Source organism: Paenibacillus sp. MT86 (assembly GCF_058792535.1).
Map to the genome: position 1 here is coordinate 4,238,082 of NZ_CM179499.1, position 15,994 is coordinate 4,254,075.

The 15,994-nt window shown below is 49.5% G+C and carries 17 protein-coding genes; 5 read left to right on the top strand and 12 right to left on the bottom strand.

Annotated features, from left to right (window positions below):
• Positions 1-109: 109 nt before the first annotated feature.
• From AC3RCL_RS18765 to AC3RCL_RS18800, 8 genes are all read right to left on the bottom strand, one after another.
• Positions 110-892, bottom strand: a complete 783-nt coding sequence (locus tag AC3RCL_RS18765; protein ID WP_096773346.1) for a sulfite exporter TauE/SafE family protein — start codon at positions 890-892, stop codon at positions 110-112.
• A 169-nt stretch (positions 893-1,061) separates the two neighbouring features.
• Positions 1,062-2,189, bottom strand: coding sequence for an MBL fold metallo-hydrolase (locus tag AC3RCL_RS18770; RefSeq protein WP_492531305.1), 1,128 nt, complete (start codon positions 2,187-2,189; stop codon positions 1,062-1,064).
• Between the two features lie 109 nt (positions 2,190-2,298).
• Complete coding sequence (locus AC3RCL_RS18775; protein ID WP_486046930.1) at positions 2,299-2,886, bottom strand: sulfurtransferase TusA family protein; 588 nt, start codon at positions 2,884-2,886, stop codon at positions 2,299-2,301.
• A 112-nt stretch (positions 2,887-2,998) separates the two neighbouring features.
• A complete protein-coding gene (locus tag AC3RCL_RS18780; protein WP_492531308.1) occupies positions 2,999-3,295 on the bottom strand; it encodes a rhodanese-like domain-containing protein in 297 nt (98 codons plus the stop codon).
• Between the two features lie 30 nt (positions 3,296-3,325).
• On the bottom strand, positions 3,326-3,691 hold the full coding sequence (locus tag AC3RCL_RS18785) for a rhodanese-like domain-containing protein (protein WP_492531310.1): 366 nt from the start codon (positions 3,689-3,691) through the stop codon (positions 3,326-3,328).
• 43 nt (positions 3,692-3,734) lie between these two features.
• Positions 3,735-4,220, bottom strand: coding sequence for a DsrE/DsrF/DrsH-like family protein (locus tag AC3RCL_RS18790; RefSeq protein WP_015734628.1), 486 nt, complete (start codon positions 4,218-4,220; stop codon positions 3,735-3,737).
• A gap of 89 nt (positions 4,221-4,309) precedes the next feature.
• Positions 4,310-4,537 (bottom strand): sulfurtransferase TusA family protein, encoded by a 228-nt coding sequence (locus tag AC3RCL_RS18795; protein ID WP_036665542.1) that lies wholly within the window; start codon positions 4,535-4,537, stop codon positions 4,310-4,312.
• Positions 4,538-4,666: 129 nt separating this feature from the next.
• Complete coding sequence (locus AC3RCL_RS18800; RefSeq protein ID WP_492531312.1) at positions 4,667-4,927, bottom strand: metal-sensitive transcriptional regulator; 261 nt, start codon at positions 4,925-4,927, stop codon at positions 4,667-4,669.
• Positions 4,928-5,172: 245 nt separating this feature from the next.
• Between AC3RCL_RS18800 and AC3RCL_RS18805 the strand changes: the two genes are divergently transcribed.
• Positions 5,173-6,825: an FAD-dependent oxidoreductase gene (locus tag AC3RCL_RS18805; RefSeq protein ID WP_492531314.1), complete on the top strand. Its 1,653-nt coding sequence runs from the start codon at positions 5,173-5,175 to the stop codon at positions 6,823-6,825.
• A gap of 248 nt (positions 6,826-7,073) precedes the next feature.
• Here AC3RCL_RS18805 and AC3RCL_RS18810 read toward each other — a convergent pair whose 3' ends face one another.
• Positions 7,074-8,396: an IS4 family transposase gene (locus tag AC3RCL_RS18810; RefSeq protein ID WP_492531316.1), complete on the bottom strand. Its 1,323-nt coding sequence runs from the start codon at positions 8,394-8,396 to the stop codon at positions 7,074-7,076.
• A gap of 200 nt (positions 8,397-8,596) precedes the next feature.
• Positions 8,597-9,982, bottom strand: coding sequence for an MATE family efflux transporter (locus tag AC3RCL_RS18815; RefSeq protein ID WP_492531318.1), 1,386 nt, complete (start codon positions 9,980-9,982; stop codon positions 8,597-8,599).
• 529 nt (positions 9,983-10,511) lie between these two features.
• On the opposite strand from AC3RCL_RS18815, the gene AC3RCL_RS18820 reads away from it, so the two are divergent.
• On the top strand, positions 10,512-11,132 hold the full coding sequence (locus tag AC3RCL_RS18820) for a DUF1796 family putative cysteine peptidase (protein WP_492531320.1): 621 nt from the start codon (positions 10,512-10,514) through the stop codon (positions 11,130-11,132).
• 183 nt (positions 11,133-11,315) lie between these two features.
• A complete protein-coding gene (locus AC3RCL_RS18825) occupies positions 11,316-12,128 on the top strand; it encodes a hypothetical protein (protein ID WP_492531322.1) in 813 nt (270 codons plus the stop codon).
• Between the two features lie 119 nt (positions 12,129-12,247).
• Here the strand turns inward: AC3RCL_RS18825 and AC3RCL_RS18830 are convergent, their stop codons facing one another.
• Both AC3RCL_RS18830 and AC3RCL_RS18835 read right to left on the bottom strand, forming a co-directional pair.
• A complete protein-coding gene (locus AC3RCL_RS18830) occupies positions 12,248-12,838 on the bottom strand; it encodes a hypothetical protein (protein WP_192572430.1) in 591 nt (196 codons plus the stop codon).
• A gap of 172 nt (positions 12,839-13,010) precedes the next feature.
• Positions 13,011-13,847 (bottom strand): helix-turn-helix transcriptional regulator, encoded by an 837-nt coding sequence (locus AC3RCL_RS18835; protein ID WP_096773335.1) that lies wholly within the window; start codon positions 13,845-13,847, stop codon positions 13,011-13,013.
• A gap of 122 nt (positions 13,848-13,969) precedes the next feature.
• Between AC3RCL_RS18835 and AC3RCL_RS18840 the strand changes: the two genes are divergently transcribed.
• Together AC3RCL_RS18840 and AC3RCL_RS18845 are read left to right on the top strand one after the other, a co-directional pair.
• Positions 13,970-14,965, top strand: coding sequence for a Gfo/Idh/MocA family protein (locus AC3RCL_RS18840; RefSeq protein WP_486047472.1), 996 nt, complete (start codon positions 13,970-13,972; stop codon positions 14,963-14,965).
• A gap of 23 nt (positions 14,966-14,988) precedes the next feature.
• Entirely contained in the window at positions 14,989-15,930 is a 942-nt protein-coding gene (locus AC3RCL_RS18845; protein WP_492531325.1) for an aldo/keto reductase, read from the top strand.
• Positions 15,931-15,994: the final 64 nt, after the last annotated feature.

Consider the following 15,994-nt stretch of genomic DNA (forward strand, 5'->3'; position numbering starts at 1 on the left):
GGATCCCCCCTATTGATCATCAATTACTTGAATAACATTGGGCATATCACCATATTACCATGCCTGTTTCATCCTCTGCAGCATCGCCTCTTACTTAACGATAGAACCATCATAGAATGTCCAGCCAAATTTTGATGGCCGTTGCCAGGATCAAAACGGCCAAAATGATCTGCAGTATCTTTGTGTTCATCTTCTTGCCTGCGGCCGCACCGAGTGGAGAAGCGATCAAGCTGGCAACAACCATAATAAGGGCGGGGATATAATCCACTTGCCCCGTCGTCAGTTTGCCAACCGTCGAACCGATGGATGAGATGAAGGTGATCGCAAGCGATGTGGCAATGGTCATCCGCGTCGGTATTTTCAATACAACCAGCATGATCGGAACGAGCAGGAACGCGCCGGCCGCTCCGACGATACCGGCTCCGATTCCGACCACAAGAGCAAGCACAGCGGCCAGCCATTTATTGAACTTGACCTGATCCAGGGGAATATCGTCCACCCCTTTGTTCGGGATGAACATCATCACGGCCGCAACCAGCGCCAATATGCCGTAGATGAGATTGATGCCGCCTTCGCTCATCATCTTGGAGCCGAAACCGCCGATGAAGCTGCCCAGCAATATGGCCGAACCCATATAGATAATGAGCGTTTTGTTCAGATATCCGCCTTTGCGGTATGCCCACACGCCCCCGATCGTGGCAAAGAATACCTGTACGGCGCTGATGCCCGATACTTCATGCGCGGTGAAAGCCGCAAGGCCGAATAACGGCGGGATATACAGCAGCATCGGGTATTTGATAATCGATCCGCCGATGCCAACCATCCCTGATATATAAGAGCCAATGAATCCGATTAAAAATATCGTTATGATGAAGGAGATACTTAGTTCCATCGTGCTGCCCCCTTATTTCTCTTTAGAAAAGGGAACCTTCTGGTTCCCTCGGATCTCTTTACATCTTGTTTCATACGTTTATATCCATGGCCGATCTTGTTATCGCCCCTTGCTATGACTCCTAATTATGAATAATCCTGCCTCTTAACATCAGACGTCCTTGTCAAAATTAACGTACGGCACAGCGGTTCGGCCCAATCTCCATCTCACGCTGCCGCTCGGTGTCAGGGTTCATTTTCCCCATGTTGATTTGACGGATTTCCTGATAGCTGTTAGGCTGCGGCGGCAGATTCTGCGTTACCAATGTTCGGAATTCCGTCTCGTCGGCGATGTTGAGGCCATGGTTTTCCCGGTACAGCTCTCCCAATTTCTTCGCGACCGTCCCGTCCTCGTTCAATTCGTCCATGATCATGAAATGCGCCGGCAGCACGGTCAGATCATCCGATAGATGGGGGTAGCGGGCATAGAGCGTCTCCCGCAAATCGCCGACCCAATCGTCTGCCAGTCCCGCCAGATCCGGACGGCCGATGGAATCGATAAACAGAATATCGCCTGTCAGCAGGTAGCGGTCATCTATGACAAACGAAGTGGATCCGATGGTATGGCCTGGAGAATGGAGCGCATCGATGCGGATGGTGCTCCCGCCAATCACCACTTGATCGCCGTTCTTCAACGGCTCGTATTTAAACACGACCTCGCTGGCATCCTCTGGCGGAAGCCAGTATACGGCTCCTGTCTGCTCAGCAATCATTCGACCGCCGGAAATATGGTCTGCATGGAGATGGGTATCGAACACATGCTTGATTTGGGCATCCACGCTTTCGGCAAATTCAAGATATACCTCCGTCATGCGGGTAGCGTCAAACAAAGCCGCTTCGCCGTTCGATACCGCCATATAAGACAAACAACCTTTGCCGATACGAACAAACTGATATAGCGTGCCGCCATCCGCCAAGCTGCCGATTTTCAGCGGGACAAGATGTTCGCTCCAGGCTTTCATCCCCCCTTTTAAGTACGCGACATTCCGTCCGTGCTCGGCCAGCATCTCGGCCACCATCACCGACGAGCCTTCCTTGGCGCATACAACCAGCACTTCTTGATCCATCGGGATTTGATCCAATATTTCTTCCACGCCGTCAATCAAATCAAAATAAGGGATATTCAAATGCCGAACTCCTTCGCCCTCAATCTTCCAATCTTCAAAATCCGAAGGGTTCCGCACGTCCAATAGAAACAGGCTCTCTTTGCGAATCACCTTCATGGCCACTTCTTGCGCTTTCATTTCTCTCATTGTCATGGTGCTCTTCCTCCTCTTAAATTCAGTCATTGGATCTGATAAATTGCACATTCCTTCCGGCTGCCCATTGTAAATACGAAGTGCTAAGCATGCTTATTGGACAGCCATCTTAAGCATCTGCGCCATCATTCAAGCCCAATGTTTCTCCTCTCCAGCCGCTCATGCCCGGCACCACGTTTATAATGCTTGCATAGCCTTTAGCTGAGAGCTTTTGCGCAGCGAGGTCGCTCCTTGTCCCGGTACGGCAGATGACATAGATTTCATCCTCTTTGTTCAGCTCGACCATGCGTTCATCCAGTTCGCCAAGCGGAATCGATACGGCATTGCGAATATGCCTGAAAGCAAACTCCGCCGCTTCCCTCACATCCAGGACGATGATTGGCGCTCCGGACGCAAGTTTCTCCTCCAGCTGATCATTAGACGCTACATGTGGATAGCTTCGTTCTGCCGTTTCTTCCCCTGACGATTTGCGAAGATAGTGCTTCAGCACATCCCCCTCTTCAATCGTACCGAGATATTGATGGCCCGTGCTTTCCGCCCATGCCTGCATGTCGGCCTTGGAACCTTTGTCGGTTGCCTCTACCTCCAGCACATAACCGGCTTCAAGATCCTTCATCGCTTTTTTCGTGCGGACGATGGGCATCGGGCATGCCAGCCCCTTAGCGTCCAGCTTCATATTCGATTCAATTGCTGTCATATCACATACAACCTCCATTGTTTTGTTTGTTAGACCCTAATACCCCAATGGGTATATTTCGTTTCAAAAAAAGGGGGTGACTAACACACCCATTCTTTTCAAACAGACACGATTACTCTGTTTTGCCCTCCCATGCGAGCATGCCGCCCGACATATTGACGACGTGATAGCCTTGGCTTTCCAAATATTCAGCTGCACGGCCGCTGCGGCCGCCGGAACGGCATACCATGATATATTCTTTCGACCGATCAAGATCCTGCTTGCGGAATTCAATCAGACCGAGGGGAATGTTGACGGCGCCCGGAATTTTCCCTTCAGCGACTTCTTCCGCTTCTCGCACATCAATGATATTCACGGCTGTCCCGTCACTCAACATCCGCTCTAGATCTTTTGGAGAAATTTCTCTCATAATTGATCAGCACTCCTTTTACTTTTAAGTTTACGACCAGGCATTCATGCCACCCTTCACATTCGTTACCTTCTCAAATCCTGCTTTCTTTAATGTTCTGCTGGCTTTGTTGCTCCGCATACCGCTTTGGCAGATCAATACCACTTCCCTCTCTTTGGAGAGCGACTCTCTGCTCGACAAGAGCTGATCCAGTGGAATATTGCGGAAACCCCGAATGTGATTTCCCTTGAATTCTCCCGGCGTCCGGACATCGATGAACTGCTTGTTCGCATTGGCATCCTTCAGCTCATGTTTTAGCTGTGCCGCGGTAATCTGCCTGACTCCTTTGGCCGGGAGAATTCTCCAAACGACAATCAGAATGATAAGTGCAATGAACAATACATTGAGAATATCCATTTTTCCCCTCCCTTTATAACAGCAAGCTTCGCCGCTGTTTTCCTTAAATGAACAAGTTAACATTGCCATCCTGAGCGTCGCCCAAATACGCCGCAACGCCCGCATACTCGATGCCGTCAAGCAGTTCTTCTTGCTGCAGCCCAAGCAGATCCATCGTCATCGTGCATGCAACCAGCTTTACGTCCTGCTCCTGCGCCATCTCGATCAATTGCGGAAGCGGAACGGCGTTGTGTTTCTTAATTACGTCCTTGATCATTTTGGGACCCATCCCGGCAAAATTCATCTTGGAAAGTCCCATGTGGTTGGACCCGCGCGGCATCATCTTTCCGAACATTTTCTCGATGAAGCTTTTTTTCTTGGGCAGCAGGACATCCTCATCCTTGCGCAATGCGTTCAGCCCCCAGAAGGTGTGGAATATCGTCACCTCATGGTCGTATGCGGCCGCACCGTTGGCAATAATATAGGCAGCCATCGCTTTATCATAATCACCGCTGAATAATACGATCGTTGTCTTTTTTGTTTCTGTCACGTTATGATCTCCCCCTGTAATGCGTTTATGAATAATTCCAATACAAAGTCACTAAAATACCCTTAGGGGTATTATAATGTTCAAAAAAATTATCCCTTCCTAATCCAAAACTTCAGCACGCCGCCATCTTCTTGATGTTCCAGCATCTCGTTGCCCGTCGATTTGGCCCAAGCCGTCAAATCGCTCTTCGCGCCTTGATCCGTTGCATGAATCTCAAGCACTTGACCTTGTTCCATTTCTTTCATCTGTTTCTTTGTTTTCACGATCGGCATGGGACAGGCCAAGCCTTTAACGTCCAATAGTTTATCCGCGTTCATCATGATTCCTCCTTAAAATGAATGAGTATATGGTTCAATCAAATACCCATTGGGGTATATTAAACGATGTCGAAGGTCCTGTCAATCATTTTGGTGGATCCTGATATTGAAATGAAGGACACTTCCCCATTATCTGCTCTTAACAAGCAGATTTACCGCTTCAACCACAAGCTTCTCCGTATCCTGCCCGGTCTCTGCGGCCTGCTGTACGCATTCCACAAGATTTGAGCTGACGACAACGCCGATCGTCCGATCGATCGCCGTCCGCGTCGCAGACAGCTGGGTGATCACTTCCTTGCAATCCTGGTTCTCCTCCATCATTTTCAGAATGCCGCGCAATTGACCTTCGATGCGTTTCACCCGATTCTTGATTTGATCATTGTAATCCATCCCGATTCCCTCCTGTCTGTGCCTATTATTAGGAAGCATGATTTAAAGCATATAGTGCATGCCCTTAATATATACCCCCATGGGTATTTTGTCAAGTCTCGTCTGCCGCAGCTTCATTCTAACTTGCCGCTTAACAGACATGTCTGATTTTTGTCACACCTTTTTATGCTGCCCTATGCTATGATACCCCATAGGGTATACATCAATCCATACGTAATTTACACCAACTCAGGGAGGAATATTCGATGGGCAAAAAAATCGTCATTGTCGGCGGCGTAGCAGGTGGTGCCTCGGCAGCTGCCAGGCTGCGGAGATTGGATGAGAGCTCTGCCATTGTTTTAGTGGAACGCGGGGAATATATTTCGTTTGCCAACTGCGGTCTGCCCTACTATATAGGAGAAACTATAACCGACCGCAATAAGCTTATGGTGCAGACCGTACCCGGCCTTAGCCGCCGCTACGAGCTGGATATTCGCAATCTCAGCGAAGTTACGTCCATTCTGCGTGATAAAAAAATGGTTACGATTAAAAACCTTGCTACCGGCGAAACCTACACCGAGAGCTATGATTATCTAATCCTGTCGCCCGGCGCGAAGCCCGTGGTGCCGGATATTCCCGGCTTGTCCGAAGCTCGTAACGTATTCACGTTACGGAATATCCCGGACACCGACCGAATCAAGCGGTACGTGGATGAAGTCCAGCCGAAGGAAGCCGTTATTGTCGGGGGCGGGTTTATCGGGCTGGAAATGGCCGAGAATCTGGCGGATCGCGGCGTCCAGGTTACAGTCGTCGAAATGGCCAACCAGGTGATGGCTCCGCTGGATTACGAAATGGCGGCGATTGTTCAGTCGCACCTTAAAGACAAAGGAGTTCGTCTGATTCTTGAGGATGGCGTAGAAGCATTTCATGACGGCGGCCAACAAATCGAGCTTTCCAGCGGCAAACGAATATCAACCGAGATGACGTTGCTTTCGATAGGCGTTCGGCCAGAGAGCATGCTGGCGTCGGCTGCCGGACTTCCCGTCAATGATCGCGGCGGAATTCAAGTTAACGAATATATGCAGACCGCCGACCAGAGCATTTATGCCATCGGCGATGCGATTGAGGTAAAGGATTATGTCCTTCAGACCCAGGCCTTTATCCCGCTCGCCGGTCCTGCCAATCGGCAGGGACGCTTGGTTGCGGATCATATCTATGGTAAAAACAATCGTTACAAAGGCACGCTCGGTTCGTCGATTGCCAAGGTATTTGCTCTAACGGTTGCTGCGACAGGTGTTAACGAAAAGCGCCTAAAGCAGATGAACCTACCTTATCACGCCATCCATATTCACCCTTCGTCGCATGCCGGGTATTACCCCGGGGCGTATCCCATCTCCTTGAAGCTGTTATTCCATTCGGAAACAGGTCAAATCTATGGGGCGCAAGCGATTGGAGCAGATGGCGTGGACAAGCGAATCGATGTCATTGCTACAGCAATCAAGGGAAATCTCAATGTATGGGACTTGACGGAGCTGGAGCTTTCCTACGCGCCCCCTTATTCCTCCGCCAAAGACCCGGTTAACTATGCCGGATATGTTGCCGCCAACATCTTGGATGGCTTGGTTGAAACGGTCCAATGGCATGAAATCGACGAACTGGTTGAAAACGGTGCAACCTTAATCGACGTTCGCGAACCTAAGGAAAGGGAAGCCGGTTATATCGCAGGTTCCATTAACATACCCCTTAACGATCTGCGCAGCCGACTGAAGGAACTACCGGAGAGCGAAACGCTGTATGTGACTTGCCAGGTTGGGCTGCGCGGATATTTAGCGGCACGTATTTTGAACGAGCACGGCTTTCGGGTTAAGAATCTCGACGGCGGCTGGAAAACATACTCGTCCGTGTATAAGCCGTCCTAATCGATCCAACTTAAACTGCCTTGAATCGATGGACAACCGGATTGCTATTCAAAACAACACAAAAAAAGCCCCGCCGATGAGCAATGTCATTAAGATAAGCTCAAAGGCAAGATTGGAAATACGATGGATTCTGAAACGGCATGGGGAAGCGCCCTGTGCCGTTTGTTTTCTCATGGAGACAAGTGAAAATGCGTACAGCAAACTAAGCGGACGATATACCCGCTTTAAAAATGTTCATTGGGGCCGGTTTATGCTACTCTATAAACGAAGCTAACAGCTGATTTGTAGCGGATTTTGCGCGTATTCTGCTGTCCTGGGCGGATGGGTCGAATCGGCAAAATATTCTTACCTATCAGCGCTTCTACATTAGGCGGGGGTTCATCGTCCCGCGAGCGCAGGAAATGTCTACAAACGTGAACGGCAACCGTGAAGTTGACTTGGTATTGGTGCTGTTTATCTTTTCGGGAAATGATTACGTGCGAGGTAATCATTTCGGCGAAATTGTACATGATTAATCTTGCGAAAATCTCCTGAGCGATGGACTCTTGTCTTTTTGCGTGAAAACTCGTAAGACCTACGGTGTATTTTAATGCCCGGAATGAGGTTTCAATACCCCATCGCATGCTGTAAATGGACTTGATTTCGACGGGTGAGAACTCGTCTGCAGATAGATTGGTAATGACGGTTTCATAAGCGCCAGTAGGCAGGAGGAAACGAACAACCCGAAAGGAAATCGGGTAAAACAAGTTCTTCTGCAAATCCACAAATTCAAATGAGGAATGGGAAGGGACGAACTTGTACATTTCAGGATGAGCCTTGACCTCTTTGGTTTGTTTTTTGGTGAGTATCACTTGAGCGTCAAGATCAAATTCTCCGCTAGTGGGCAAACGCAAGCCTGAAAGAATACCATTGGAGTTCAAATCCTTTACGCGTATGACGTAGTTCCACCCTTTACGTTCAATATGCGCAAAATTGTTGTAGCTCTCATAGCCGCGATCGGCAATAACAATGACTTTTCCTTGGATGGGGGAGCGGTCCACCATATCGGCCAGTGCCCTGCCCTCATTCCACAACCTACGGGGCTGAACAATGGCATCCACGTAAAGTCTGTTGCACAAGTCATAGGCTGCGTTCAAATGCAGAAGGTTAAAGCCTTTCGTGTTCGGTTGACTTTGAAAATATGTATCCGTGTCGGCAGGGTTCGTTGCGATATGCAAATCCGAACCGTCAATGGCAAGCAATCGATATCCTCGGTAGTACTTGATATCCGTATACGATTGCGTAAATTTGTGAAATAAGGATTCCACAGCAGTTGGCAGGATTTTATTCCTCTGCTGGACAAAGGCAGACGTGGTCACGGTGTGTACGTTATAGCCCTGAGATTCCAAGAGTTCCTTATAAATGCTATTGCCGCCCATGGAGATCAGGAGCTGCATGACCGTTTCAAAGGGCAGCTTTTTCTTTCGGGTAAAATCCTTTTCAGGGTTTTTGACATAAGGTGCTGGATCGGCTGACATCTCTCGTATGAGGGATGTCAGTGTTTGTTTTAGCGCGTTCGCGTACTCATTCATTGGCAAAACCTCCTCGTTTTTCAAGGGGCTTCGCCACACATTTCTAACGACTTGTCAAGTCTTTTTATGCCATATACAAAAAAAAGAGCGTGGCTATCTTTTCGATAACCTGCTCTTTTCTTGATGTTTGGTCCTGAGCCTTAACTAAATGACATTGCGCCGATGCGGGGCTTTTTTTCTTTATTTGAAATAGATAATGGCTAAATCAGTTTATGCGCATACCATTTCTTGCCGCGGAAGCGCCATAGGAAGATCGCTCCTCGCACGCCCCATTCGCAGTTCATGGCCAGCCATACGCCAAGAATGCTCCAGCCCAGAACGATCCCCATAATATAACCGAGAATCACCCGGAACAGCCACATGGTCAGCATCGAAGTGATCGACGTAAAACGCGAGTCGCCTGCCGCACGCAGCGCCGATGGCAGAATAAAGCTTATCGACCATAGCGGAACCTGTACAAGCGTATTAATCAACAGCACCACGAACAGATCGTTCACGATTTCCGGAGGCGGGTTGAACAACCCGACCAGCGGGCGGTAGAGCGGCATCAAAATCAAACCCATCAAGGCCAGCGAGATAGCGCCAAGCCACAAAAAAGATTTGATGAACTTCCGGGCATCCGCTATATTACCGCGGCCGATGCATTGACCGACGACGGTCACAATCGTTAAAGACAACGCGCTGGCTGGAATCTGAAAGACGGCCGCAAGCGAAGATCCGATTGCGTTCGTTGCTATGGCGTACGTTCCCAGGCTGACGATAAACACTTGGGTTAACAGCTTTCCTCCGTTAAAGAACATCTGCTCGGCTGCGAACGGAAGCCCGATAAACATAATTTTGCGCAGCATCGATATCGGAAAATGAAACAGGTCCCTTAGGCGGATATGCAGCGTTGCGTCTACTTTAAACAGATAATAAAGCGCGCAGGCGGCCCCGGCAAAACGGGCGATGTTGATGGCCAGAGTCATGCCCATAACGCCCATATTCAGCAGCGTGATGAACACGATGTTCAGCAGAACGTAGAGCAGGTTCATGATCAGCGACAACGCCAGTGATGCGCGGGTCTTGCCGATACCCCTCAGCGCGCCGCAGACCGCCTGCACAATCGCAATCCCGAGAAAGGAAGTGCTGCTTCCGATCAGATAAATCCGCGCACTCTCCAGCACTTCGGGCGACGCTGAGCCGAACAGCAGATTCAGCACCGGCTGGTGAAGGCCGATGATCAGCAGCGCGATCGCTAAAGCGATCATCGCCACCGAAGTTACCGTGGCGGCGGATGCCCGGGATACCATCATCGCGTTGCCGCTTCCCTTATACTGCGCCACTACGACGGTACCCCCGGTTGCAACCGCCACAAACACATTAATCAAGAAGATGTTCAAGGAGTCCACCATGTTCACGGCGCTGACCGCCGATACGCCGGACGAGCTGATCATGGCCGTGTTGACCAGGTTCAACCCGATGATGAATGCCTGGTCGATCAATATCGGAAAAAATAAAGCAAAAATCTGCCGGTAGTCCATCGACTCCCCGGATAAATGATGTTGAAGCAAACCGTTCATTTGGGTTCGTAATCGAACCAACATCTGTCATCACATTCTTTTCGTTGTAATATAAAAAGAAAAAACTCTTCATGCGAAGAGCTTCAGGCTTACGGTATTTAGAAATGGCAGCCGTAACCGTTCCGCTTGGGAGAGCTTACTCCCTCGCCAAGGGGACAATACGGATGGATTCATTTGATCCCGGATAAACCCCGTCTTTGATTGGAGGATATCACCAGACCCGGGTTCTGTCAACGCATGCAAGGCACAGGAAATGACCGTAAACCGCTGATAAACGGAGCTTCATGTGAGCCTGCAGGTTGTAACACTTTTTATGATGGTTTGAACCCGGGGACTCTTTGATGCAAATGACATCTTTCGCGTAAAATATGAATATATGAAAAAAACGAGGCGCATCCATCTTTCGCTTCGTTTTTTGGGTGCGGTGTTCCGCTCCTCGGCTTACATCAATGCTGATTTGGCGGTCCCCAAGCCTTCCCTTGGTCACTACTCCATACCAACTCTATCAAGCTGCATATGATATCAAATGATAGATTGGAGGAGGTCTGGTAGCATGACAACCCAAATAGAGTTCGATGCCGTTTTCAGCCTGGGGCACAACTGTCAGGTTGCCGCTCAGCTCAGAAGAAACAACCTTCGTCGCATGGCAGGTCCATGGGACTGGTTCAACTTCGCATCAACCCGAGAATTTTGCAAAGTCATCCATCATCGATTCAGCGAATTCATGCTCCGGGAAAACCTGGATATCTACGGTAAATCCGTCAACTGTTATTATGTACGCGACAAACGATCCTCTTGTTTATCCTTCCACGACTTCCGGAACGACCCGAAAGAGCAGCCGCTATATGACTACCCTGCTTTCCGCGAACGGCTGGATCGAAGAATCGAGCGTTATAACCGCTGCTTGAATTCGGATCGGAAGACGCTTCTCGTACGCATCATCCCGCATATAAAGGATGCCGAAACGATAGACCAGGTTATTCGCGAAACATACGCCAACCCGAACGTAACCCTGTTATTTGTCCTGCTTGGCAACCGTGAACAAATCGTAAATCTTCCCTCGTTCTCGGATCGGGCGCTCATCAAGCAAATCCCGAAGGGGGCGACCTGGGAGGGAAATTCGGATGCGTGGAAGAGCCTTCTCGGTGGGTTTTCGCTCACGACAGGGGAATAAACGTTTGACAAAATCAGATTTTTCCCGTATATTTACAAAAAAGCATATCAGTAACCCTTACGAAGGAAGCACCCGTAAGTCAGGCGTTTATTGCGCCTTTCTAACGGGTGCTTTTTGTCGTTGGCGGAGGTTCCCGGCTTGATCTTTTGGGCTGGAATGATAATGAGAGAAGGAGCGATTATAATGTTTAGAAGATTATGGTTTTCAGTCCTTGCCATGGTACTGCTACTCACCCTTACCCCCATTCCTTTCGCGAATGCTGCAGCCATTGAGTTCACCGATTCGGTTCAAGCTCAATTGAATGCCACGGCAGACCGGGCCGGCGGAACCGTTCGTTCGAAACTGAAGAAGCAGTACGATGATTTTAAATCGGAACGGAAACAGGTCATGGATTGGGACGATCGAATTTCTTCCCTTCGTTATGCCAATGAAGCCAAAGCTTCGGAAACTCGCAAACGAATCAGCGAAATCGACAAGGACAAAATCCGCAGGCTGGAGGATCAACTCCAAACAGCCAAATCCAAATACCAGCCGCTGTTTGATACCTATTCCGCGCTCAATAAACAAATCGCCGCAGCCAAAAAACTGAAGGACAAATCGCTATCCAAAATGCTGCAGTCGCAGGCCGGCGGCATGAAGCTCCTGGTTGCCTTGGGACGTGAGGATATACGAAACAAGCAGGCTGCGCTTACGGCGGCCAAAAAAGAGAGAACTTCCAAAGCGGCTAAAGTCCGTTCCATCCTGTCCGAAATCGATCCGTACAAAAGCAAGATCAAAGGCGATAAAAGCGCTATTACTACGCCAAATAAACTAATGACAACCGAGTGGAAAAATTTCAAAGCCGCCGTAAAGGCCAATGAATCCGCCAGAACCAGCGATGCCCTGTCCAGGCTGCTGACGCTCTCAGGGGAGATCCTGGCCAAAAAGAAAAGCATCCATACTTACGAACAAAAAATCGAGACCGTCATCGCGCGCGCTAATGCACAATTAAGGTAACGTTTTACCGAGTCCATCCTAGCATATAGAGGCATTTCGGCAATGCGATGATATAAGAACCCCCTTCCACCATGGGTAGAAGGGGGCGATGTTTAACATAAAGATTCGCATTTTATAATTCATCGAGCAACCGTTTGGAGAGGGTATTGGCATCCGGCCAATCTGGATTGATCGAGCAGCGGATAATCATATAACATCCCTTCATAGATAACCTCAAACGCCGGATGCTGAAAAAAATCATTCGGCGTTACTGCCGAGGAAGGCCGATCCCATAAATGGATTTTGCTTTGCTTCATCGCTTCGGCGACGAATTGCGAACAGAAATAGGATCGTTCCCTCGTAATATCGAGTCTCATCAGCACGCCGAACATGCCGATGAGGTTATAGCCATAGGCTTCCTCTTCATCCTGGTAATGCCGGATCACGCGTCTTGCCGCCTCATATTGCTGAGGGGTGACTTCGAGACGAAGCAGAGCGCAGCGCGTGCCGGGGAAGTGGCGAAAAGTTCCTTCATACACATCCTCCTCCACGAATCCTCCGACCCAAGGATTGTTGGCGCACTTTCGTCCGAAGCTGAACACTTCATTCAAGTTCTCGTCGAGCGCCAGCGAGGCATGATTATAAGGCGCAGCAGTGATTCGTTTGATCAATTTCGTAAACATCGTTCCCGTATCAGTCAGTAGAACATATATATTTTTGTTATCGGACATTTGGCTTTCCCCCACATACATTGATGAACTATTCATAGAATCCGGATTTCGTCAAATCCTTCGTTAATTTCATTGTAGTTGAGGCAAGCCGTTTCCATAACCGACTATAGGTGTGATTAGGACCTGGACCTAAGTCGAGTTCTTACCTGACCTGACGACGTAATCCATATAACTATACCCCATACAAGCGACGATAGGAAGATGGCGTCATGCCTTCGTGCTCCATAAATCGCTTGTTAAAGTAACTGACGCTCGGGTAACCCGCTTCCACTGCAATTTGTCCGATCGTTTTATCTTTATGATCGAGCAGCCATTGCTTAGCCATCTGAAGACGGCAGCGCGTCACAAAATCCATCGGCGTCATCTCCATGACGTTGCGGAATAATTTACAAAAATAGTACGTGGATACGCCTAACCTAGCCGCCCACTCTTCCAAAATAAACGGCTGTGCAGCTTCCTGCTGCATGATGGGCAGCAGCTCGTGAATTCGGTTCGCCGAATTGTTGGATTTATTATCCGATAAGGAGGACGCCTGTTCGACGAATACGGCTAACAAGGAATACGTCAAGGTGGACAATTGCGCAGGCTTCAGCATGCGATGGGTTTCCGCCTCATTCAAGAGCGCTTCATGCGCTTCCTCAAAGGCCGCCGGCTGCCGAATGCTCCAAAGCTGGCTTTTATGAAATCCGCGCTCGATGAAATAATTCTGCAGGCCGCTGCCATAAAAATGGAACCAGCGGACATCCCAAGGGTCGTCCTCGCTGCTGTAATAATGCTGAGCTTGCATGGGAAAATACAGCACGGCTTCCCCTGGGCCGAGCGTATGAACGACATTGTCGATTTCAACATGCCCTTTTCCGGAAGCAACATAGTGAATATTGAAATTGTTTAAAGAACCGGCTGCCCGCGTCACCGTGTGATCCGGCTCATCCCGGTAGATCCCTACCGATTCCGGCAGACAGAAGAACGGCATTTGCGGAAGGGTCAGCAGATGGCTTTGTCGTTTCATCTCCATCCTCCTATAATGACAATATTGTTGTATAACACTACAAAATAATATTATATCAATTTTATTTCTTGTCTTTTATAATCGCAATATAATCTTAATAAGTTGTATAGGAGCTGATGAACATGACTCAAAAACTTCGTTGGGGGATACTTGGATGCGCCAGCATTGCCAAACGTTCGGTCATACCCGGTCTGCAACAATCCCGTTTCAATGAAGTCGTTGCCATCGCCAGCCGCGACCAGGCAAAAGCAGAGCAAACCGCCGAGGAACTGAAGATTCCGACTGCATACGGCAGTTATGAGTCCTTGCTTGAGGATTCTTCCATAGATGCTGTCTATATCCCGCTACCTAACCATCTACATAAAGAATGGAGCATCCGTGCAGCGGAAGCCGGCAAACATATCCTGTGCGAAAAACCGCTGGCGCTGACGGAAGCAGAAGCGGCCGAAATGGCTGACGCGGCCGCGGCCGCAGGCGTGATTCTAGCCGAAGCCTTTATGTACCGTTATCATCCGCGATACGACGTGCTGAAGGAAATGATCGACTCCGGTGCCATTGGGGAAATTCGGGGCATTCGCAGCGCGTTTACTTTTAACAGCTCGGCCAATCATGGAAATGTCCGGTTTCGCAAAGATTGGGGCGGCGGTTCGATTTATGATGTCGGCTGTTATCCGATCAATGCCGCGCGCATCCTGCTGGATAAAGAACCGGAAGCGGTTACCGTTCAAGCCTTCTTCTCGCCTGAGCATGATCATGTCGACATGATGGCCTCCGGCTTGATCGAATTTGAAGGCAACGTTGCCCTGACCTTTGATTGCGGCATGTGGGCGGCTTATCGGAATCCCCTTGAAATTGTTGGCACGGATGGCCTGATTGAAGTCCCATACGCCTACAGCCTGCCTGAGAACGGAGCAAACTTCTTCTTAACGACCGGCGATGGACGCAAAGAAATCGAGGTTCCTCATGCAAACGCATACAGCGAACAAGGTGACCGGATAGCGGAAGCCGTTTTGTACGACAAGCCTCTCCGCTACTCGACGGAGGATGCGGTTCGCAACATGAGAGTCATCGATGCCTGCCTGCAATCTGCCCACGAACGTACGAGAATCGTGCTGTAAATTCACTCAAGGAGGAGATGAACATGAAATATATATCAATCAAGGGATTAAACAAACCCGTCTCTGCGCTCATGAAAGGAACGGACTATTTCTATCATGATTCGTACGAGAAAGCTGCCGCCAATATGGATGCTTACCTTGCGATCGGCGGCAATTCCGTTGATACCGCACATATATACTGCGGCGGTCAGAGCGAAGAAGTCATCGGCAGATACATGCAGGAAAGGGGGAACCGGGATCAGCTCGTCATTCTGACAAAGGGTGCCCACCATGACCAAAACGGCCCTCGCGTCAGCAAAAAAGACATCAAAAACGACATCACGATAAGCTTCGAAAGACTACAGACGGATTTCATCGATCTGTACGCATTGCACCGTGACGACCCTGAGGTTCCGGCGGGGGAAGTCATCGAGGCTCTGAACGAATATATTGCGGACGGCAGTGTAGGCGCCATCGGGGTATCCAATTGGACCTGGGAACGCATTCGGGATGCCAATGCCTATGCTGACGCAAACGGCTTGGTCGGCTTTTCCTTCAGCAGCCCGAACCTCAGCCTGGCCAAGCCGAACGAACCCTTCTGGAAAGGCTGCGTCTCAGCCGATGCGGAGACGATGGCCTGGCATGAAGCTGAACAGTTTCCGCTACTCTCCTGGTCTTCCCAAGCGCGAGGATTCTTCACTGGGCGATTCACTCCGGAGATTCGGGACAACGCGGATCTTGTGCGGGTATTTTACAGCGATGCGAACTGGGAGCGGTTAGAGCGCGCCAAACAGCTTGCTGCTTCGAAGAATGTGACTGCCATACAGATCGCGCTCGCTTACGTACTGAACCAGCCCTTCCCTACTTGCGCGCTAATCGGCGCACAATCGGCCGAGGAATTGAAATCCTGCGACGAGGGTTCGAACATCCGCCTGACGAAGGAAGAATTAGACTGGTTAGACCTGACGATTGATAAACGATCTTAATTCCTTTTACGAGAAATACGCCTTGAGCCAGGATAACATCATCCGGCTCAAGGCGTCTTCTATT

Excerpts from the sequence above, each read along its gene's own strand:
- AC3RCL_RS18765 (WP_096773346.1), bottom strand. The coding sequence starts at position 892 with ATGGAACTAAGTATCTCCTTCATCATAACGATATTTTTAATCGGATTC.
- AC3RCL_RS18770 (WP_492531305.1), bottom strand. The coding sequence starts at position 2,189 with ATGACAATGAGAGAAATGAAAGCGCAAGAAGTGGCCATGAAGGTGATT.
- AC3RCL_RS18775 (WP_486046930.1), bottom strand. The coding sequence starts at position 2,886 with ATGACAGCAATTGAATCGAATATGAAGCTGGACGCTAAGGGGCTGGCA.
- AC3RCL_RS18780 (WP_492531308.1), bottom strand. The coding sequence starts at position 3,295 with ATGAGAGAAATTTCTCCAAAAGATCTAGAGCGGATGTTGAGTGACGGG.
- AC3RCL_RS18785 (WP_492531310.1), bottom strand. The coding sequence starts at position 3,691 with ATGGATATTCTCAATGTATTGTTCATTGCACTTATCATTCTGATTGTC.
- AC3RCL_RS18795 (WP_036665542.1), bottom strand. The coding sequence starts at position 4,537 with ATGAACGCGGATAAACTATTGGACGTTAAAGGCTTGGCCTGTCCCATG.
- AC3RCL_RS18800 (WP_492531312.1), bottom strand. The coding sequence starts at position 4,927 with ATGGATTACAATGATCAAATCAAGAATCGGGTGAAACGCATCGAAGGT.
- AC3RCL_RS18805 (WP_492531314.1), top strand. The coding sequence starts at position 5,173 with ATGGGCAAAAAAATCGTCATTGTCGGCGGCGTAGCAGGTGGTGCCTCG.
- AC3RCL_RS18810 (WP_492531316.1), bottom strand. The coding sequence starts at position 8,396 with ATGAATGAGTACGCGAACGCGCTAAAACAAACACTGACATCCCTCATA.
- AC3RCL_RS18815 (WP_492531318.1), bottom strand. The coding sequence starts at position 9,982 with ATGTTGGTTCGATTACGAACCCAAATGAACGGTTTGCTTCAACATCAT.
- AC3RCL_RS18820 (WP_492531320.1), top strand. The coding sequence starts at position 10,512 with ATGACAACCCAAATAGAGTTCGATGCCGTTTTCAGCCTGGGGCACAAC.
- AC3RCL_RS18825 (WP_492531322.1), top strand. The coding sequence starts at position 11,316 with ATGTTTAGAAGATTATGGTTTTCAGTCCTTGCCATGGTACTGCTACTC.
- AC3RCL_RS18830 (WP_192572430.1), bottom strand. The coding sequence starts at position 12,838 with ATGTCCGATAACAAAAATATATATGTTCTACTGACTGATACGGGAACG.
- AC3RCL_RS18835 (WP_096773335.1), bottom strand. The coding sequence starts at position 13,847 with ATGAAACGACAAAGCCATCTGCTGACCCTTCCGCAAATGCCGTTCTTC.
- AC3RCL_RS18840 (WP_486047472.1), top strand. The coding sequence starts at position 13,970 with ATGACTCAAAAACTTCGTTGGGGGATACTTGGATGCGCCAGCATTGCC.
- AC3RCL_RS18845 (WP_492531325.1), top strand. The coding sequence starts at position 14,989 with ATGAAATATATATCAATCAAGGGATTAAACAAACCCGTCTCTGCGCTC.